At 59.4% G+C, this 18979-nt stretch carries 17 protein-coding genes; 6 read left to right on the top strand and 11 right to left on the bottom strand.

Features of this window, described 5'->3' with window-relative positions; all coding sequences use genetic code 11:
* Nucleotides 1-143: 143 nt before the first annotated feature.
* From BOP93_RS05635 to BOP93_RS05675, 8 genes are all read right to left on the bottom strand, one after another.
* A complete protein-coding gene (locus BOP93_RS05635) occupies nucleotides 144-878 on the bottom strand; it encodes an amino acid ABC transporter ATP-binding protein (RefSeq protein WP_003231449.1) in 735 nt (244 codons plus the stop codon).
* Nucleotides 875-1546, bottom strand: a complete 672-nt coding sequence (locus BOP93_RS05640) for an amino acid ABC transporter permease (RefSeq protein WP_046071144.1) — start codon at nucleotides 1544-1546, stop codon at nucleotides 875-877. The genes BOP93_RS05635 and BOP93_RS05640 overlap by 4 nt, the downstream gene beginning before the upstream one ends.
* On the bottom strand, nucleotides 1546-2292 hold the full coding sequence (locus tag BOP93_RS05645) for an amino acid ABC transporter permease (protein WP_057724778.1): 747 nt from the start codon (nucleotides 2290-2292) through the stop codon (nucleotides 1546-1548). The genes BOP93_RS05640 and BOP93_RS05645 overlap by 1 nt, the downstream gene beginning before the upstream one ends.
* A 193-nt stretch (nucleotides 2293-2485) precedes the next feature.
* Nucleotides 2486-3412 (bottom strand): glutamate/aspartate ABC transporter substrate-binding protein, encoded by a 927-nt coding sequence (locus BOP93_RS05650; protein ID WP_057724779.1) that lies wholly within the window; start codon nucleotides 3410-3412, stop codon nucleotides 2486-2488.
* A 378-nt stretch (nucleotides 3413-3790) separates the two neighbouring features.
* Nucleotides 3791-5329, bottom strand: coding sequence for a glycerol-3-phosphate dehydrogenase (glpD, locus tag BOP93_RS05660; protein ID WP_104501855.1), 1539 nt, complete (start codon nucleotides 5327-5329; stop codon nucleotides 3791-3793).
* A 276-nt stretch (nucleotides 5330-5605) separates the two neighbouring features.
* A complete protein-coding gene (locus BOP93_RS05665; RefSeq protein WP_057724781.1) occupies nucleotides 5606-6361 on the bottom strand; it encodes a DeoR/GlpR family transcriptional regulator in 756 nt (251 codons plus the stop codon).
* An 83-nt stretch (nucleotides 6362-6444) separates the two neighbouring features.
* Complete coding sequence (glpK, locus tag BOP93_RS05670) at nucleotides 6445-7950, bottom strand: glycerol kinase GlpK (protein WP_104501856.1); 1506 nt, start codon at nucleotides 7948-7950, stop codon at nucleotides 6445-6447.
* A gap of 81 nt (nucleotides 7951-8031) precedes the next feature.
* Nucleotides 8032-8886: an MIP/aquaporin family protein gene (locus BOP93_RS05675; protein ID WP_104501857.1), complete on the bottom strand. Its 855-nt coding sequence runs from the start codon at nucleotides 8884-8886 to the stop codon at nucleotides 8032-8034.
* A 325-nt stretch (nucleotides 8887-9211) separates the two neighbouring features.
* Here BOP93_RS05675 and ybaK point away from each other — a divergent pair, with 325 nt between their 5' ends.
* Nucleotides 9212-9682: a Cys-tRNA(Pro) deacylase gene (ybaK, locus tag BOP93_RS05680; protein ID WP_104501858.1), complete on the top strand. Its 471-nt coding sequence runs from the start codon at nucleotides 9212-9214 to the stop codon at nucleotides 9680-9682.
* Between the two features lie 160 nt (nucleotides 9683-9842).
* Here ybaK and BOP93_RS05690 read toward each other — a convergent pair whose 3' ends face one another.
* The 3 genes from BOP93_RS05690 to BOP93_RS05700 form a co-directional block, all read right to left on the bottom strand.
* Nucleotides 9843-10898, bottom strand: a complete 1056-nt coding sequence (locus tag BOP93_RS05690; protein WP_104501860.1) for an ABC transporter ATP-binding protein — start codon at nucleotides 10896-10898, stop codon at nucleotides 9843-9845.
* Nucleotides 10895-11815 (bottom strand): ornithine carbamoyltransferase, encoded by a 921-nt coding sequence (gene argF, locus BOP93_RS05695; RefSeq protein WP_104501861.1) that lies wholly within the window; start codon nucleotides 11813-11815, stop codon nucleotides 10895-10897. Before argF ends, BOP93_RS05690 begins: the two co-directional genes overlap by 4 nt.
* Before the next feature lie 215 nt (nucleotides 11816-12030).
* Nucleotides 12031-12612 carry a site-specific integrase gene (locus tag BOP93_RS05700; protein WP_237140400.1) on the bottom strand — a complete coding sequence of 194 codons (582 nt, stop codon included), beginning with the start codon at nucleotides 12610-12612 and terminating at the stop codon, nucleotides 12031-12033.
* A gap of 28 nt (nucleotides 12613-12640) precedes the next feature.
* Between BOP93_RS05700 and BOP93_RS27545 the strand changes: the two genes are divergently transcribed.
* The 5 genes from BOP93_RS27545 (at nucleotide 12641) to grxD (ending at nucleotide 18918) form a co-directional block, all read left to right on the top strand.
* Nucleotides 12641-12919: a hypothetical protein gene (locus BOP93_RS27545; protein ID WP_162303204.1), complete on the top strand. Its 279-nt coding sequence runs from the start codon at nucleotides 12641-12643 to the stop codon at nucleotides 12917-12919.
* 77 nt (nucleotides 12920-12996) lie between these two features.
* Nucleotides 12997-14409, top strand: coding sequence for a hypothetical protein (locus BOP93_RS05705; protein ID WP_157943450.1), 1413 nt, complete (start codon nucleotides 12997-12999; stop codon nucleotides 14407-14409).
* A 29-nt stretch (nucleotides 14410-14438) separates the two neighbouring features.
* A complete protein-coding gene (locus tag BOP93_RS05710; protein ID WP_104501864.1) occupies nucleotides 14439-15872 on the top strand; it encodes a hypothetical protein in 1434 nt (477 codons plus the stop codon).
* A gap of 499 nt (nucleotides 15873-16371) precedes the next feature.
* A complete protein-coding gene (locus tag BOP93_RS05720) occupies nucleotides 16372-18480 on the top strand; it encodes a molybdopterin oxidoreductase family protein (RefSeq protein ID WP_104501865.1) in 2109 nt (702 codons plus the stop codon).
* Nucleotides 18481-18579: 99 nt separating this feature from the next.
* Nucleotides 18580-18918 carry a Grx4 family monothiol glutaredoxin gene (grxD, locus tag BOP93_RS05725; protein ID WP_010212745.1) on the top strand — a complete coding sequence of 113 codons (339 nt, stop codon included), beginning with the start codon at nucleotides 18580-18582 and terminating at the stop codon, nucleotides 18916-18918.
* Nucleotides 18919-18979 lie beyond the last annotated feature (61 nt).

The following is an 18979-nucleotide window of genomic DNA, read 5'->3' on the forward strand; positions in this document are numbered from 1 at the left end:
GCGCTGCCAGCCTGTGTGGTCCACTGTGGGAGGGGGCTTGCCCCCGATAGCAGTGTGTCAGTCGGTACACCTTTAACTGATCCACCGCTATCGGGGGCTTGCCCCCTCCCACATTGGCCCGGTTTCGGCAGGGGAAGCTTTACTTAGTGCTGCAGGATTTTCTCAAGGAAGTGCTGCGCACGTTCGGAGCGGGCGCTGATGTCGCCGAAGAACTCTTCTTTCGGGCAGTCTTCGATGATCTTGCCGGCGTCCATGAAGATCACGCGGTCGGCCACTTTGCGCGCAAAGCCCATCTCGTGGGTCACGCACATCATGGTCATGCCTTCCTGGGCCAGTTGCACCATCACGTCGAGCACTTCGTTGACCATTTCCGGGTCCAGCGCCGAGGTCGGTTCGTCGAACAGCATGACGATCGGGTCCATGGCCAGGGCGCGGGCAATCGCCACACGTTGCTGCTGACCACCGGACAGTTGGCCCGGGTGCTTGTGGGCATGGGCCGACAGGCCTACGCGCTCGAGCAGTTGCAGGCCCTTCTGGGTGGCTTCTTCCTTGCTGCGGCCGAGCACCTTGATCTGCGCGATGGTCAGGTTTTCGGTGATGGTCAGGTGCGGGAACAACTCGAAGTGCTGGAACACCATGCCCACGCGCGAGCGCAGTTTCGGCAGGTTGGTCTTCGGGTCGGCAATCGAGGTGCCGTCCACGACTACGTCGCCCTTCTGGAACGGTTCCAGCGCGTTGACACACTTGATCAGCGTGGATTTGCCCGAGCCGGACGGCCCGCACACCACGATCACTTCGCCTTTTTTAACCTCGGTGCTGCAGTCGGTCAGCACCTGGAAGTCGCCATACCACTTGTTGATGTTCTTGATAGAGATCATACGGCAAACCTTTTTTGCAGACGCTTGACCAGCAGCGAGGCGGAAAAGCTGATGATGAAGTAGACGACACCGGCGAAAATCAGGAACTCATTGGAACGGCCGATGATGTCGCCGTTGGAGCGGGCGGAGTTGAGGAAGTCCACCAGGCCCACGGTGTAGACCAGCGAAGTGTCCTGGAACAGGATGATCGACTGTTGCAGCAGCAACGGCGTCATCTTGCGGAACGCCTGCGGCAGGATGATCAGCCGCATGGTCTGGCCGTAGGTCATGCCCATCGCCTGAGCGGCAGCCATCTGTCCCTTGGGGATCGACTGCACGCCGGCCCGCACGATTTCACAGAAGTACGCGGCTTCGAACATCATGAACGCCACGACGCACGAGGTGAACGCGCCGATCGGCGTGTCTTCGCCGGTGATCCAGCGCAGCACGAAGGGCACCGCCAGGTAGAACCAGGTGATGACCAGCAGCAGCGGGATCGAACGGAAGTAGTTCACATAGGCGCCGGCCACGCGGGACAGCAGCTTGCTGGACGACAGGCGCATCAGCGCGAGGATCGTGCCCAGGATGATGCCGCCCACCACGCCCATGACCATCAGTTGCAGGGTCATGACCATGCCGTTCCACAGGCCCGGGATCGCGGGGATGATGCCGCTGAAATCGAAGTCCATTATTTACCCCCCACGGAGATCAGGCCGGGCACTGCGACTTTCTTCTCGACCACACGCATCAGCAGCATCAGGCTCATGTTCAGGGTGAAGTAGATCAGCGTGGCCAGGGTGAAGGCTTCAAACAGGTTGGCCGAAAACTCGGCGGTCTGCTTGGTTTGCGCCAGCAGTTCCATCAAGCCGATCAGGGACGCCACGGAGGAGTTCTTGAACACGTTGAGGAATTCGGAGGTAAGCGGCGGAATGATGATGCGGTAGGCCTGGGGCAGCAGCACGTTCCAGTAGATCTGCGGCAGCTTGAAACCCATGGCGCGGGCTGCGGATTCCTGGCCGCGTGGCAGCGCCTGGATACCGGTGCGCACTTGTTCGCACACACGGGCGGCGGTGAACAGGCCCAGACAGACGACGACGCTCAGGTAGGCGGAAGTAGTCGGGTTCAGGTCCTGCTTGTACCAGTCCTGCAGGTTCTGCGGCAGCAGATCGGGTACCAGGAAGTACCAGATAAACAGTTGAACCAGCAGCGGCACGTTACGAAACAGTTCCACGTAGCAGGTCGCGATACCCGATACGAGGCGGTTCGGTACAGTGCGCATGACCCCCAGAATGGAGCCCAGCAGCAAGGCGACAATCCATGCCACGACAGCGATGGCGATGGTCCAGCCCAGGCCGGCGATGTACCAGTCGAGATAAGTCTCGCTGCCCACGCCGGTGGACTTGAAGAACACGCCCCAGTCCCAGTTGTAATTCATTAGGGTCTCCCCCGAAATCGATCGATGTACAAGCACCCGCTTGGGGAATGCCATTTCCCACCTGACGTTGAACGCCAGGCACACACGATCGGCTCGAAAACCGCCAGGTCGAGTGTTCCAAGTTAAAGCCAGCAGGTATTAACAGACGCCTGAGGGAGGGTTGGCTCCCTCAGGCGATAAGCTTAGTCAGGTATCAGATTTTTACTTCTGGCGCTGGTTTGTCGCTTGGGTTGGCGATCAGCTCCTTGACCTTGTCGCTCATCGGGAAGTTCAGGTTCAGGCCTTTCGGTGGGATCGGGCTTTCGAACCACTTGGCGTAGATCTTGTTGATCTCGCCGGACTTGTACAGGCCGACAATGGCGTCATCCACGGCTTTCTTGAAGTCCGGGTCGCCCTTGCGGACCATGCACGCATAGGCTTCGAAGGACTGCGGAGTACCGGTGATGACCCAGTCGTCCGGCTTCTTGGCCTTGGCTTCTTCACCGGCCAGCAGGGCGTCGTCCATCATGAACGCAACGGCGCGGCCGCTTTCGAGCATCTGGAAGGATTCGCCGTGGTCTTTGGCGGAGATGACGTTCATGCCCATCTGCTTGTCGGCGTTCATCGCCTTGATGATGCGCTCGGACGTGGTGCCGGCGGTGGTCACGACGTTCTTGCCTTTCAGGTCGGCAAAGTCGGCGTAGGACGGCTTGCCTTCCTTGTCTTTCTTGACCAGCAGGCGGGTGCCGATTTCGAAGATGTTGGTGGTGAAATCAACTTGCTGGGCGCGTTCGGCGTTGTTGGTGGTGGAGCCACACTCAAGGTCCGCGGTACCGTTCTGGATCAGCGGGATACGGGTTTGCGAGGTCACCAGGTTGTACTTGACCTTCAGGTCTGGCTTGTTCAGGTCTTTTTTCAGGGCTTCGACGACGGCCAGCTGAATGTCGTGGGAGTAGCCGACAGGCTTGCCCGAACCATCCGCAATGTAGGAAAACGGGATGGAGCTGTCGCGGTGAGCGAGAGTAATAGTGCCGGAGTCGTTGATTTTCTTCAGCGTGCCGGTGAGTTCGGCGGCGAAAACTGGAGTGCTGATCAGAGCAGCAGCGATAGCTGCGCCCAGGATATGGGGAACGATGCGCATCAATACTTCCTCGACATTTGTTTTTTTTATGAAGCCAGCTAAACGGCTCTCTTGTACAGCGAATGCCTTGACGGCTCCTGAGGCGTCTCGGGCAATCGTCAGGAAGTGTAGAGCATGAGTCGTGCCATACGGCAATTAAAAGCTTAACTGCATGATTTATATGAATATTAACTTTGTATGACGGTTGCGCTTTGCATCCTGGGTACGGCTAACCGAATGGAGAGGCTGTATAGCGTTCGGAAAACCGAATCTCAAGCCTGCTGACGGTAGGAGCGAGCTTGCTCGCGAAAAACGCAAAAGCGCCGCGTTTATTCTGGATAAACGCGGCGCTCTCGGGTTTTTCGCGAGCAAGCTCGCTCCTACAGTGTCGGCAGGGCGTCAGGCCGCTTCGATCTTGCTGCGACTCTGTTCAACCTTGGACAGGTAGCGTTGCAGGTTGTCCTGTTCCGCCGTCGTGGTGAACAGGCCCAGCTTGGTGCGGCGCCACAGCACGTCCTGAGGCTGCGTCACCCATTCTTCAGCGCACAGGTAATCGACTTCACGGGTGTAAAGCCCGCCTCCCAGGTGCTCACCCAGATCAGCGAGGGTCTGCACACCTTCTAGCAGGCGCCAGGTGCGGCTGCCGTAGGTGGTCGACCAGCGGCGGGCGATCTCGCCCGGCAGCCAGTCGAACTTGCTGCGAATGGCCTCGGCCAGGGCTTCTGGCGTGGTCATGTCTTCGCCGCCGGGCAGGCTGGCCTTGGCGGTCCAGCTTGGGCGCATTTGCGTGAAGTATGGCGCCAGTTGCGCCATGGCCGATTCAGCCAGCTTGCGATACGTGGTCAGCTTGCCGCCGAACACCGACAGGATCGGTGCCTCGCCGGTGCCGCCGGACAGCGATAGCGTGTAGTCACGGGTAATGGCTGACGGGTTATCCGATTCGTCATTGCACAACGGACGCACGCCCGAATAGGTGTGGACGATGTCGTCACGGCTCAGCTGTTTCTTGAAGTGTGCGTTGACCACCTTGAGCATGTAGTCGGTTTCACCTTCGGTGATAGCCACTTTCGCCGGATCGCCGGTGTATTCACGGTCGGTGGTGCCGATGATGGTCAGGTGATTCAGGTACGGAATCGTGAAGACGATGCGCTGGTCTTCGTTCTGCAGAATGTGCGCATGCGCACCTTCGTAGAGTTTCGGCACGATCAGGTGGCTGCCCTGGATCAGGCGGATACCGTAAGGCGAATCCAGCTTCAGATCGTCCTTGATGAACTTGGCGACCCACGGGCCTGCGGCGTTTACCAGCGCACGGGCGCGAATCGAGAACCGGCTGCCATCGGCGCGTTCCATGTTCATTTCCCACAGGCCGTTGCTGCGGTGTGCGCTGATGCAACGGGTCTGGGTGTGGATATGCGCGCCTTTCTCGCGTGCGGCCATGGCATTGAGCACCACCAGGCGGGCGTCGTCGACCCAGCAGTCGGAGTATTCGAAGCCTTTGGTGATTTCGCTTTTCAGCGGGCTGTCGGCGCCGAACTTGAGGCTTTTGGAACCGGCCAGTTTCTCGCGCTTGCCCAGGTGGTCATACAGGAACAGGCCGGCACGAATCATCCAGGCCGGGCGCAGGTGCGGACGGTGCGGCAGCACGAAGCGCATCTGCTTGACGATGTGCGGAGCTTTCGCCAACAGCACTTCGCGCTCGGCCAGGGCCTCGCGTACCAGACGGAACTCGTAGTGCTCCAGGTAGCGCAGGCCACCGTGGATCAGCTTGCTGCTGGCGGAGGAGGTGTGGCTGGCCAGGTCATCCTTTTCGCAAAGGAATACCGACAAACCGCGACCGGCTGCGTCTGCTGCAATGCCGACGCCATTGATCCCGCCGCCTATTACGGCCACGTCATAGACTTCGGCAAGCGGTGGAGCAGGCAAGGTAGAAGGGTTCATCGGCTGGCCTCGCGATCTTTTCGTATTGGAATTCGAACATTAATGTTCATTTGCGAAAATGGTAGCTGATAAATGCGCGCACAGCCACCTGACATCGATTGAAAAAACTCATCGAAGGGAGGGAAAAGGAAAATTTGTGAACATGAGCCGAGGGCCAAGGCTCAAGAAATGGGTGTCGATTAGACTGCCATCGGGGGCAAGCCCCTTCCCACATTTGAATGTGTTTACATATTAAGTGTGGGAAGGGGCTTGCCCCCGATGGCGTCAGTACAGGCGCTACACCACTTCCAGACGAACCTTATGTTCATTCAACACCTGCACCAGCGCCGGCACCGGCTGCTGATCGGTGACCAGGCAGTCCACCAGGCTGATCGGGCCCAAGCGAATCATGGCATTGCGCCCGAATTTGCTGGAGTCCGCCGCCAGGATCACTTGCCGCGCATTGGCGATAATCGCCTGGGAGACCCGCACTTCCTGATAGTCGAAGTCGAGCAGGCTGCCGTCTTCATCGATGCCGCTGATACCCACCAGCGCGAAGTCGACCTTGAACTGGTTGATGAAATCGACGCTGGCCTGGCCAACCACACCGCCGTCACGCCGCACATTGCCGCCGGTCAGCAAGACGTCGAAGTCGTCCTTGGCACTGAGCATGGTGGCGACGTTGAGGTTGTTGGTGATGATTTTCAGGTGATGGTGATTGAGCAGCGCGCGGGCAATGGATTCGGTAGTGGTGCCGATATTGATGAACAACGAGGCGTGATCGGGGATCTGTGCCGCGATGGCTTCGCCGATACGCTGCTTTTCATCGCGCATCTGGTCGGCACGCATGGCGTACGCGGTGTTCTCGACGCTGGAGTCATAGGCCGCGCCGCCGTGGTAGCGGCGCAGCAGATTGGCGTCCGCCAACTGATTGATATCGCGGCGGATGGTTTGTGGGGTGACAACGAACAGCTGCGCCATTTCCTCGATACTGACATAACCGCGTTCGCGGACCAGTTCGAGGATTTGTTGTTGGCGGGGAGGCAGATTCATGGGGCGTCCTTTGGGCTGCCATACAAAAGTGGCCCATGATGACGCAGGAATCTGCTCCCTGCCAGTTACAACCTGACGTTGGCTTATTCAGCGCCTTCGTGCGGCTCCCAGTCGCGGGTGCGACTGACTGCTTTTTGCCAGCCTGCGTAGAGCTTCTCTTTGGAGGCCTCATCCAGCTGTGGTTCGAATTCGCGTTCGATCACCGCTTTGCCGCGCAACTCGTCCAGGCTGCCCCAGAAGCCGCACGCCAGACCGGCCAGGTAGGCCGCGCCCAATGCAGTGGTCTCGCGCATCTGCGGACGCTCGACCTGAGTGCCGAGGATGTCGGCCTGGAACTGCATCAGGAAATTGTTGGCGACCGCGCCGCCGTCCACGCGCAGGGCTTTGAGGCGTTCGCCCGAGTCCTGTTGCATGGCGTCGAGCACGTCACGGGTCTGGTAGGCAATCGACTCCAGGGCGGCGCGAATAATGTGATCCACGCGTACGCCACGGGTCAGGCCGAACAGTGCGCCACGGGCATACGGGTCCCAGTAAGGCGCGCCCAGGCCGGTGAAGGCCGGGACCAGGTACACGCCGTTGCTGTCCTTGACCTTGCCGGCGAAGTATTCGGTGTCAGTGGCATCGGCGATGATCTTCAGCTCGTCACGCAACCACTGTACGGTGGAGCCGCCGTTGAATACCGCGCCTTCCAGGGCATAAGCCACTTCGCCACGTGGGCCGCAGGCGATGGTGGTGAGCATGCCGTGCTTGGATTTCACCGCTTTGTCGCCGGTGTTCATCAGCAGGAAGCAGCCGGTGCCGTAGGTGTTCTTGGCCTGGCCGGCTTCGACGCACATCTGGCCGAACAGCGCAGCCTGTTGGTCGCCCGCGATGCCGCCGATGGCGATGCCGCTTTTGGTACGGCCGTAGATTTCCGAGGACGACTTCACCTCCGGCAGCATTTCGCGCGGTACGTCGAGGATTTCCAGCATCTTCGCATCCCACTCCAGCGTGTGGATGTTGAAGAGCATGGTGCGCGAGGCGTTGGTGTAGTCAGTGACGTGGGTCTTGCCGCCGGTAAATTTCCAGATCAGCCAGCTGTCGATGGTGCCGAACAGCAGTTCACCGTTACGCGCACGCTCGCGGCTGCCTTCGACGTTGTCGAGGATCCATTTGAGCTTGGTGCCGGAGAAGTACGGGTCGGTGACCAGGCCGGTGGTGTCATTGATGTATTGCTCGTGACCGTCGCGTTTGAGCTGTTGGCAGATCTCGGTGCTGCGCCGGCATTGCCAGACGATCGCGTTGTAGATCGGGCGGCCGGTGACTTTGTCCCACACTACGGTGGTTTCACGCTGGTTGGTGATGCCGATGGCGGCGACCTGGTCATGGTGCAGGCCGGCCTGCGCCAGCGCTTCGACCATCACCGCGCTCTGGGTCGCGAAAATTTCCATCGGGTCATGCTCGACCCAGCCCGCTTGCGGATAGTGCTGAGTGAATTCACGCTGGGCGGTGCACACCACGTTGGCGTCACGATCGAAGATGATGGCGCGGGAACTGGTGGTGCCCTGATCAAGGGCAATGATGTAGTTCTTATTCTGAATGTCGGTCATGTCGATTGCCTTAGACGGAAAATAAGGAAGTAAGGAGTCGGCCGGGTCCGCAAAGGGGCAGTGCGGGCCAGGCCGGCGGTATCAGGAAATACGCGTCTTGCCGTTGACAGCCGTGTCAGGTGTTTCAGCTATAGCAGGTGCGGCGCTCGGCAGATGACGGGCAATCAGCCCGCGATACGCGGCAGCGCCGAGGCATGCGCCGACAATCGGCGCGAAAATCGGTACCAGGAAGTAAGGAATATCGCGGCCGCCAGTAAAGGCCATTTCACCCCAGCCGGCGAAAAAGGTCATCAGCTTGGGCCCGAAATCCCGCGCCGGGTTCATCGCAAAGCCGGTCAATGGGCCCATGGCGCTGCCAATCACAGCGATCAGCAGGCCGATCAGCAGCGGAGCCAGCGGACCGCGTGGCAGGCCATTGTTATCGTCCGTCAACGCCATGATGACGCCCATCAGGATCGCCGTGATGACCATTTCCACCAGGAATGCCTGCGCCGTGCTCAGCAATGCATGGGGGTAAGTGGAAAACACCGAGGCCAATTCAAGGCTGGCCTGGGAGCCACGCACCATGTGATGGCTTTGTTCGTAATCGAAAAAAAGATTGCTGTAGAGCGTGTACACCAGCGCGGCGGAACAGAAGGCACCGGCGATTTGGGCAAGGATATAGAAGGGCAGTTTGCGCTTTTCGAAATCGGCGAAAATGCACAGGGCGATACTCACCGCCGGGTTGAGGTGAGCCCCGGAAATACCGGCACTCAGGTAGATCGCCATGCTGACGCCGACGCCCCAGATAATGCTGATTTCCCACAAGCCAAAGCTCGCACCCGCGACCTTGAGCGCAGCGACGCATCCGGTACCGAAGAAGATCAGCAGCGCAGTGCCGAGGAATTCGGCCATGCATTGGCTCGAAAGTGAAGGCTGTTGAAGAGCAGTTGTCATGGAAAACCTCAGTTGTTGTTCTTGTCTGGCGCACTGCCTCAATGGGCGGTTGCGCGATTTTCACCGTGACAAGGATCCCCATCCTGCGCCACGGCTTACTGCTCGAATACCGGGAGCTATTCCTACAGCATTCGGAAACGAAAAAATATAGACAAGAATGACCGCTGTCAAAGGTCGAAAGTGAACGATTGGTCATTTCCGAACTATTGGTGTGGTGAATGATCACGGAGCGAGCCAGGTATTCGTACGCGGGAAGGACTGTACTAGAGCGTTTTGGGCGGACTTGGCCTAGAATCGGCCGTCAGTTAGCACTCTCGGAGCCCATATGACCCCGGCCTTGGATCTGTTGAAAAAAGTTCGCGCCGAACATCGTATCCACAGTTATGAACATGACCCCAAGGCCGCATCGTATGGCCTGGAGGCCGCGGAAAAATTGGGCCTAGACCCGGCGCAAGTGTTCAAGACGCTGCTGGCGAGCAGTGAGAAGGGCGAATTGCTGGTGGCAGTGGTGCCGGTCGTCGGAAGTCTGGATCTGAAGGCACTGGCGAATGCGGCAGGCGTCAAGAAGGTCGAAATGGCCGACCCGGCCGCCGCGCAGCGTTCTACAGGTTACCTGTTAGGCGGCATCAGCCCGCTGGGGCAAAAGAAGCGCTTGCGTACGTTCATCGATGTAACGGCACAGCCGTTTGCGACGATTTTTGTCAGTGCTGGCCGGCGCGGGTTGGAAGTCGAGCTGCCGGCCAGTGTGCTGGCTGAACATACCCAAGCCAGGTTCGCGCCGATTGGCCGGGCCTGATGGGCTTGCCCTAATGCCAGTCAGTTAAGCTTACACCGCCCTCTGTAGGAGCGAGCTTGCTCGCGAAAAACGTCAACGATAACGCGTGCTTCCTGAATGAACGCGTTGCCTGTGAGTTTTTCGCGAGCAAGCTCGCTCCTACAGGTTTAACCTGGTTTATTCAGATAGCTGATTGTGCCTGGAACAGCACCAGGTGCTCGGCAGCCACTCGAATGCCCACCTGCGCGCCGACCTGCTGATCGACATGGCTGGGAAAAATCGACTCCAGCTGCGCGCCCGTCGCAAGTTGCAGGCGGTATAGCGTTGACGCGCCGAGGAAGGTCTTGCCGACAATTCGCGCTTTCAACGCACTGTCCGGTGCGTAGACGATGTCATCCGGCCGCAGCAATACATCCACCGCGCCACCGGTCGGCCAGCTATAGGCACGGTTGCCACGCAGCTCGCCCAGCTCGGTGCTGACGGACTCGGGCGAGCTCAATTGGCCGCGAATAAAATAGCCCTGGCCGATAAAGCTGGCCACATAAGGCGTCTGCGGCTCGTGATAGAGGTTGTAGGGCGTATCCCATTGCTCAAGACGCCCCTCCTTGAAAACGCCCACATGGTCGCTGACGGCAAAGGCTTCCTCCTGATCATGGGTGACCAGGATCGCACTGGTGCCGCGCGCCTTGAGAATGTCACGCACTTCATGGCTGAGCTTGCGCCGCAGTTCGCCATCCAGGTTGGAAAACGGTTCGTCCAGCAGCAGCAATTGCGGTTCCGGCGCCAGGGCACGGGCGAGGGCGACGCGTTGTTGCTGGCCACCTGAAAGCTCGTGGGGGAAGCGTTTGCCCAGGTCTTTGAGGTTCACCAGTTCCAGCAACTCGGCGACCACACGCTCTTTGTGCGGGTGCTTGCGAATGCCGAAAGCGATGTTGTCGGCCACGCTCAGATGAGGAAACAACGCGTAATCCTGGAACACCATGCCGATACGACGTTTCTCCGGTGCCAGCGTGAAACCGGCACTGGAGATCACTTCGCCCGCCAGGCTGATTTCACCTTCGTGCACCGGCTCGAACCCGGCAATGGCGCGCAGTGTGGTGGTCTTGCCGCAGCCCGAGGAGCCGAGCAGGCAGCCGATATCGCCCGCGTTGAGGTGCAGGTTGAGGTTCTGCACCACCCGTTGACCTTGATAGCCGCAGGCCAGATTGCGCAGGCTCAGCAGTAATGGCTGGCTCATGCGTGGTGGTACGACGGCGGCACGAGGAATTCGAGCAGGGCCTTTTGCGCATGCAGGCGGTTCTCGGCCTGGTCCCAGGCGACCGAGCGCGGGTCGTCGAGCAGGTCCGGGCTGATTTCCTCGCCACGGTGGGCGGGCAGGCAGTGCATGAACAGCACGTCCGGTGCGGCCAGGTCGAGCAGGGCGCGTGTGACCTGGAATGGCGTGAACAGTGCCAGGCGCCTGGCGGTTTCGTCTTCCTGGCCCATGGAGGTCCAGACGTCGGTGCTGACCAGATGGGCGCCGACCACCGCATCTTTCGGATCGCGCAGCAGTTGCACACGGCCATCGGCCTTGGCCATGAACTCGGCGCTGGGTTCGTAACCCTCGGGGCAGGCGATGCGCAGGTGGAAGTCGAACTGGATGGCCGCTTCTATATAGCTGTTGCACATATTGTTGCCGTCGCCGATCCAGGCCACGGTCTTGCCCTGGATCGAGCCGCGGTGTTCGAGGAAGGTTTGCATGTCGGCCAGCAACTGGCACGGGTGCAGGTCATCGGACAGGCCGTTGATCACCGGCACGCGCGAGTTGGCGGCAAATTCGGTCAGGGTGCTGTGGGCGAAGGTACGGATCATCACGGCGTCGAGCATGCGCGACATCACGATGGCGCAATCGCTGATCGGCTCGCCACGGCCTAATTGGGTATCGCGCGGCGACAGGAAGATAGCCTGGCCACCCAACTGAATCATGCCGGCTTCGAAGGACAGGCGGGTGCGGGTCGAGGACTTCTCGAAAATCATCCCGAGCACGCGATTTTTCAAAGGCTCAAACAGTACGCCGCGGTTACGCAGGTCTTTAAGCTCAATGCCTCGACGGATCACGCTGACCAGCTCTTCGGGCGTGCAATCCATCAGGGAGAGAAAGTGCCTTGCGCTCATCATTAACTACCTTTTGCAACAGACCGCAGATACTCAAAGCCTTGTTTATTGTGACAACGGGCGAGACCTGCGGCGAAAGCCGCACGGGGCGACGAAATAGGGGAAGGCGCGATATTGACATTAAATGTCGCATCTTTCCAATGGAAGGCTTAGTTTTAGGGTCTTTAGCCATATGCCTTTGTAGCGATGGGCCACAAATGGGCCAATTTGCACGTTTACAGCTTGTTCAGTTCGGTCCAGTCGGATGCGGAGTTGATCCACTTCGCGTAGGTCGAGAGCAGCATTTGTACACTGTGACCAAGCTGGTTTGCAATGAACGCGGTATTCATGTTCGCCATCAGACACATCGTGGCGCAGGTGTGACGGCAGTCATACTGACGGCGCCGACGAATCCCCAGGCGAGTCAGTGAGGCAAGGAAGTATTTCTTTGGAGTGCTGTCCGACCTGATCCACTCGCTACTCCCATCTGCTGGAGCAAAGACAAACTCCGCCCCCTCCTCTGCCAGTGACCTGGCCACCTTTATCGCGTTCATGGCGCGATCATTCATCAGCACATCCCTTACCGATTTGGTTTTGATCCGCTCTTGCAGGTCCCCCTTCACGGTGCCCCGGCAAACGTGGGCCCGCCGCTTTTCCTCGCTGACCTCCGACCACTTGAGTGCGCGCTGCTCGCCGGGGCGCATCCCGGCGAAGAAGGCAAGCTCAAAGTAGGCCGCGTAGATCTTGGTCTTGCCTGGCAGGTGCTCGTATAGGTCGGCAATGATGCGCTCTGCCTCGGCCCGCTCAAATGGATCCACGAGGCGCTTCTGTAACTTGGTCCTGGGCATGGACAGGCACGGGTTGCGCGCTATATGCCCATCCATCACCGCAGCCTCCCAGCCCCAGGGCGATCCGGTGCTATTCGTCGCCCAGGACGCTCTGGACGATCCGCAATGTGTCGGCATGCATGCGACCAGAAAGGCCAATGCGCTGCAACGTGTCGCGCTCTACGCCGAGCAGCCCGCGCTGTTAGCGGTGGTGCTGGACGAAAAAGATGAATTCGTGACCTGGGTGCGCCGAGAGTGGCCGCAGGCCCCACTCAGCAATGTTCGCGACCAGCGCTGAATCGTGTTTTCTGTAGGCATGGTGAGTCCTTCCGGGCCATGCCCGGGCGGTGGAGTGGGGAGATTTATGCGCTGGCGATGATGCCGGCTTCTGCCATCTCGCAGAAAAATGAGCAGGCGGGCAGTTTTTCATTGCGGCGCACCGGCCCGTCGCCAAGGTCGCGTAGCGAAAACCGCTCGTTCGTTGTGCGGTTCCGGTGCAGGTACGCTGTTCACGCCCTAGATTCCGGTACCGGTTCGCCAGATGTAGGCACCGGTGGCGCGATCGGTGGCGCGACGAGCAGACTTACCTACGCCGATGCCATTGTCGGCAACCGGCGCCTAACGGGTGAGGGTAATGGTGGTAGCTTCTCCCGCCTTGAAAGCGGTGTGGGGCACGGAGCCTACGGGTTTCGGGCAGGTACCGGCGCCGGCGATGGCGTCTATGGGTACGTAGCACAAGCAGCGCAAGGCAGTGCGGTGCATGGCCGGCACGAAGGCACGTTCAGCGGCGCAGGTGTATTTGGTGAGCGATCAAATGGCGCTGGTGAGGGGCCGGGCGTTCTTGGTCACGCTTCAGGCGTTGGCGTTGGCATTGAAAACGCCTCTGTTATGGGGTTTAAGCTGCCTGGCGAGACATCTCCAGCCGGGTTGTTTGACGGAAGAGGCGTGCATGCCGCGCTCAGAGCTTTTTCCGCCGTCAGTACCACCGCAAAAGCAGTAGAGTCGCTCTCTGATGTGACATCCACCGCGCCCACCTCCAACACATTTGAACGTGACTACGGTGCCCAGGGCATATGCGTTCTGCATCGGGTGAATGGAGCCACGGCGCGCACGGGAGCTGTGATAGCCACCGTTTCCACCGTTGCACCAACTGCGAACTCGACTGGCGCGTCGAACGTTACAGGGCATGCCCTTACTATCGGCTCCAACGTATCAGAATCAGCAGAGGCCAGTGGCGCATCCTATGACGTCTTGGCGAAGAACGGTGCAAGTGCATTTGGCGCTAAAGCCGTCGTGAACGGTGCGAACACGATCAACTATGGACTTTACGGTAACGCTGTCGGTGGAACGACAAACTGGTCGGGTTATTTTGTGGGAAACGTATTTTACGGTGGCGCGCTTACACCGTCAGATAAACGCTTGAAAACTATCCATGGCGAGGTTGATTACTCTCTTTGCCTGGAAAACGTATTGGCAAATCCGATTTATTGCTACGACAAAGAAGCCGCCTACATGGCGGACATTTCCGTATGGAGCGAAGTTGAGGATCGAGTGGGGAACTTGATAATTCCTACATATGGAAAAGAAGAGCGCCGGCATCTTGTCGCCATTCGGGAAATTGGCAACCTTGCGCAGGATATTCAGAAAACCAACCCCGACTTTATTACCACATACGCAGTTGGGGACACTGATTACCTTTCTGTCTCTGATCGGTCTGAGCTTTTCCAGCTCAAAGCTGCTTTTAAATACCTGGTAGAAACGCTTCGATCCAAGGGGGTTGATGTATGATTTGCCATCGCTTTGTAGGAATTATTGGAATGAAAAACCTGTCAGCCATCCTGTTGCTCGGCGCGCTTTCATCTGCCGCTTTTGCCGAGCCTCTTCCGGAAACCATCACTCAGCATGTGAACATCGTCACCGATGACGCCGTGGTCAAGCCCAGCTCGCTGCGCGTAGTGAAGGATACGCACGGCGTATCTGACGCAGTGTTCGCCTATCACAACGCCATTGGTCCGATGGCGTCTGGCTACGGCTTCCATGCGCTTGATGAAGGTGACGGCGGCGCCGGCGGCGGGGCAATAGGCGGCGCAACCACGCGCTCTACGGCAGCCGATGCAATCGTGGGCAATCGTCGTGAGTCAGGCCCAGGTAATGGCGTGATCGGTACCAGGTGGGAAAACGGCAACGGTTCGGGCGTATACGGCGTGATGCGCGGCACTGGCTCGGGTAGCGGTGTAACCGGATACAAGATCCTCACAGGCTCCGGTCATGGTGTTTACGGAAAGAACGAATCCGCAGATGGTGCCGGGGTGTACGGTGAGCGCCTGAACGGGGCAGGGCCTGGCTACGGTGTGCTTGGCTATGCCCAGGGCGCCACCGGTATTGATAACGCGTCGGTAGCCGGGCTTAAAAAGGAAGGCGACTGGGGTTACTCGATCCTGGCCGACTCTCGCGGCCGTGACTCGGCGCTGCGAGTTTTCTCCGCCCGCAATGTCGGCCGGGCCATTGATTCGCTCACGGATGTCACCAACACATCGCCGGTGTCCAACACCCTTGAGCGCGCCAACGGATCTTTCGGCATCGCGTCGACCAGCCTTGTGTCCGGAGGTGGCCCGCGTACCGCATCAGTAACAGCTTCTGTCTCGAGCGTTGAGCCTGTCGCGGCGTCCACCGGGGTCGGCGCTGTCACTGCTCAGGAGTCCCGCATATCCAGCGCCGTGACCGGTTCAGGCGATGCGCGTGGCAGCACCTCTACCGTTCTGGCCACTGATGGCAAGCAGGCCACCGGCTATCGTGCGTTGGTTGATGGTCGCAACGACGCCAACTACGGCGTATATGCGAATGCCACCGGCGGCAAGATCAACTATTCGGGCTACTTTATTGGCGATGTCCAGGCCGGCCGCGTGATGACCGCCACCGATAGCCGCCTGCAGGAAGTACGCGGTGAAGTCGATTACGCCAAGAGCATGCAGCGCGTGCTGGCGAACAAGGTCTATGTGTCCGACCGCTATGTCGTCTGGAAGGAAACCGACGCCAACGGCGTGGTCACCGAGAAGCGCCAGAAGATCGCAACCAACGAAACTGGCAACCTTGCTCAAGACGTACAGAAAACCAACCCTGATGCGGTCGTCGTCAATCCCGATGGATACATGTCGGTGTCAGATCGCGAAGAGCTGTATCAGTTGAAAGCAGCGGTTATCTACCTGACAAAGCAGTTGCAGGCGAAAGGAATTGATGTAACGCCAAAATAGGAAGATGTGTTCGTTCGGCAGGGACGCCGGAGAGGGCTGGGCCAATTTATGGGCCAGTGATGGATTACGAATGCGGGGGAGTGCGGGCCGTGACGGGTGGAATGCTCGTAAAACACTGAGGCGCGGCAATGATGCTCGCGCCTTTTTTATTGCTCAAAACCCCCGTAAAACCCCGGAACGCCGTTGACATTAAATGTCGCGTCTTACCAATAGGGCTACGGTTTTCAGGGGTGTTCAAGCAGGGCGCCGAAGCGCTTTTGAAGACGGTTTCCAGACAGCAGCGGCCCATTTGTACACTGGCGTTGAGACGTTTTGCAATGCGCAGGGCGCTTGGGGGCGCGGTTATAGCGGTTCACGGCACCTGAGGGAGGCTTCTGAAATATTTGCTCACGTTTAGCCATGCCTTGGCCTATATCCGCCGATTCACCGCACGAACCTTGCTGGCGCACTGGGCGGTCGCGGCCCATAGTTGGGCAAAGCCCCTATAAAGAGACTGGCCATGACCAAGACTCTCCATCACCGTGCCTGCCACCTGTGCGAAGCCATCTGCGGCCTGACCCTGGAAACCACTCAAGCCGAAGACGGAGGCCTGACCATCACCTCGATCAAGGGCGACCCGCTGGACGCCTTCAGTCGTGGGCACATCTGTCCTAAAGCCGTGGCATTGCAGGATATCCAGAATGACCCGGACCGCCTGCACCAGCCCATGTTGCGCGTTGGCAGCGAATGGCAACCGGTCCCGTGGGAAGATGCGTTTGCGCTGGTAGCCGAACGCCTTGCGGGCATCCAGGCCAGGCATGGGCAGAATGCGGTGGCGGTGTACCAGGGCAACCCCAGCGTGCACAACTACGGGCTGATGACCCATAGCAATTATTTTCTTGGCCTGCTGAAGACGCGTAACCGCTACTCCGCAACGTCGGTGGACCAACTGCCCCATCACCTCTCCAGTCACCTGATGTACGGTCATGGCCTGCTGCTGCCCATTCCGGACATCGACCACACTGATTTCATGCTGATCCTGGGCGGTAACCCGCTCGCGTCCAATGGCAGCATCATGACCGTGCCCGATGTGGAGAAACGCCTCAAGGCGATTCAGGCCCGAGGCGGTAAAGTAGTGGTGGTCGACCCGCGACGCAGTGAGACGGCGGCGATTGCAGACCAGCATCTGTTCGTGCGCCCCGGCGGCGATGCGGCCTTGTTGTTCGGACTGCTCAACACGCTGTTTGCAGAAGGGTTGACCCGCGACAGCCATTTGCCGGTTGAGGGGCTGCAAAGCGTGCGCCAGGCGATCGCCGGGTTTACCGCCGAGGCCATGAGCCGTCAGTGCGCGGTGCCTGCCGAACAGATCCGCCAGTTGGCGCGTGACTTCGCCGCAGCGGACAAGGCTGTGTGTTATGGGCGTATGGGCGTCTCGACCCAGGCATTCGGCACGCTGTGTCATTGGCTGGTGCAGTTGATCAATCTGGTCACCGGCAATCTTGACCGCGTGGGCGGCGCCTTGTGTACCACGCCGGCGGTGGACCTGGTGGCGTCGACCGGAGGCGGGCATTTCAACCGCTGGCAAAGCCGCGTATCCGGGCGACCTGAATACGGCGGCGAGCTGCCGGTGTCTGCCTTGGCCGAGGAAATGCTCACCGAAGGTGACGGGCAAATCCGCGCCCTGGTGACGGTGGCCGGCAACCCGGTATTGTCGACGCCCAACGGCCGTCAGCTGGAGCAGGCGCTGGAGGGGTTGGAGTTCATGGTCAGTGTCGACCTCTACATCAACGAGACTACGCGCTATGCCGACCTGATCCTGCCGTCCACATCGGCATTGGAGAATGATCACTACGACACCACTTTCAATATGTTCGCGGTGCGCAATGTCACGCGCTTCAACCGCGCGATCCTGCCCAAGCCTGACGGTGCGCTGCACGACTGGGAAATTTTCGTCGGCCTGGCCAAGGCGTTTGCGGCGCATACCGGCGTGGTGCTCAAACCGACGATGCCGCCCGCGCAGATGATCGACTTTGGACTGCGCGCCGGGACTTACGGCGATGCCTCTGCGCACAAGCTATCAGTGGCGATGCTGGCCGATCATCCCCATGGCGTGGACCTGGGGCCGCTCAGGCCGAACCTGGCCGAGCGGCTGAAGACTGTCGACGGCAAGGTGCAGGCGGCGCCGGCGGTGATCCTGGCTGACCTGGCGCGCTTTGCCGCGCAACCGCTGCCGCTGGCTGACGAACTGCTGCTGATTGGCCGTCGTCACGTGCGCAGTAATAATTCCTGGATGCATAACTATCATCGACTGGTGAAGGGCAAGCCGCGTCATCAACTGCTGATGCACCCCGACGACCTGGCCAGACGGCAATTGAGCGACGGTCAGCGGGTGCGGGTCAGTTCGCGTATCGGCATGGTCGAAATCGAAGTGGTGGCCAGCACCGATATGATGCCTGGCGTGGTCAGCCTGCCCCACGGCTGGGGGCACGGGCGCCCGGGTGTGCAGATGAGCATCGCCAGCGGCCAGCCCGGGGCGAGTGCCAACGACTTGACCGACGAGCGGCAATTGGACGAGCTGTCGGGCAATGCGGCGCTCAACGGCGTACCGGTGAACGTTTCGGCAGCTTGAGGTTGGCTGTCGGCGCGCCCGAGCATCCAGCAGGTTTTTTGCGTTACAATGCGCCACCGTGCCGACCCGTGAGTCGAAAAGTTCCTGCAGAGGTGTTCCATGGATATCATCGAAACGATCAAAGAGCAGATTGCCAACAACACCATTCTGCTTTACATGAAAGGCGCGCCAAACGCTCCTCAGTGCGGTTTCTCCGCGAAAGCGTCCCAGGCCATCATGGCGTGTGGCGAGAAGTTTGCTTACGTGGATATCCTGCAAAACCCTGAAATCCGCGCGAATCTGCCAAAGTACGCCAACTGGCCGACTTTCCCGCAGCTGTGGGTAGCCGGTGAGCTGGTAGGCGGTAGCGACATCATCACTGAAATGGCAGCTGATGGCTCGTTGCAGGCGCTGATCAAAGACGCAGCAGCAAACGCGGCAGCCAAGACCGACGCTTGATTGGCTTGCAATAAAAAGCCCCGCTTCTCGTGAGAGAGCGGGGCTTTTTTGTACCTGAACG

The sequence above is a fragment of the Pseudomonas orientalis genome, assembly GCF_002934065.1.
GTDB lineage: Bacteria > Pseudomonadota > Gammaproteobacteria > Pseudomonadales > Pseudomonadaceae > Aquipseudomonas > Aquipseudomonas orientalis_A.

Bases quoted from the DNA above. Each gene is read 5' to 3' on its own strand.
- BOP93_RS05635 (WP_003231449.1), bottom strand. From the start codon at position 878: ATGATCTCTATCAAGAACATCAACAAGTGGTATGGCGACTTCCAGGTG.
- BOP93_RS05640 (WP_046071144.1), bottom strand. From the start codon at position 1,546: ATGGACTTCGATTTCAGCGGCATCATCCCCGCGATCCCGGGCCTGTGG.
- BOP93_RS05645 (WP_057724778.1), bottom strand. From the start codon at position 2,292: ATGAATTACAACTGGGACTGGGGCGTGTTCTTCAAGTCCACCGGCGTG.
- BOP93_RS05650 (WP_057724779.1), bottom strand. From the start codon at position 3,412: ATGCGCATCGTTCCCCATATCCTGGGCGCAGCTATCGCTGCTGCTCTG.
- glpD (WP_104501855.1), bottom strand. From the start codon at position 5,329: ATGAACCCTTCTACCTTGCCTGCTCCACCGCTTGCCGAAGTCTATGAC.
- BOP93_RS05665 (WP_057724781.1), bottom strand. From the start codon at position 6,361: ATGAATCTGCCTCCCCGCCAACAACAAATCCTCGAACTGGTCCGCGAA.
- glpK (WP_104501856.1), bottom strand. From the start codon at position 7,950: ATGACCGACATTCAGAATAAGAACTACATCATTGCCCTTGATCAGGGC.
- BOP93_RS05675 (WP_104501857.1), bottom strand. From the start codon at position 8,886: ATGACAACTGCTCTTCAACAGCCTTCACTTTCGAGCCAATGCATGGCC.
- ybaK (WP_104501858.1), top strand. From the start codon at position 9,212: ATGACCCCGGCCTTGGATCTGTTGAAAAAAGTTCGCGCCGAACATCGT.
- BOP93_RS05690 (WP_104501860.1), bottom strand. From the start codon at position 10,898: ATGAGCCAGCCATTACTGCTGAGCCTGCGCAATCTGGCCTGCGGCTAT.
- argF (WP_104501861.1), bottom strand. From the start codon at position 11,815: ATGAGCGCAAGGCACTTTCTCTCCCTGATGGATTGCACGCCCGAAGAG.
- BOP93_RS27545 (WP_162303204.1), top strand. From the start codon at position 12,641: ATGGACAGGCACGGGTTGCGCGCTATATGCCCATCCATCACCGCAGCC.
- BOP93_RS05705 (WP_157943450.1), top strand. From the start codon at position 12,997: ATGATGCCGGCTTCTGCCATCTCGCAGAAAAATGAGCAGGCGGGCAGT.
- BOP93_RS05710 (WP_104501864.1), top strand. From the start codon at position 14,439: ATGAAAAACCTGTCAGCCATCCTGTTGCTCGGCGCGCTTTCATCTGCC.
- BOP93_RS05720 (WP_104501865.1), top strand. From the start codon at position 16,372: ATGACCAAGACTCTCCATCACCGTGCCTGCCACCTGTGCGAAGCCATC.
- grxD (WP_010212745.1), top strand. From the start codon at position 18,580: ATGGATATCATCGAAACGATCAAAGAGCAGATTGCCAACAACACCATT.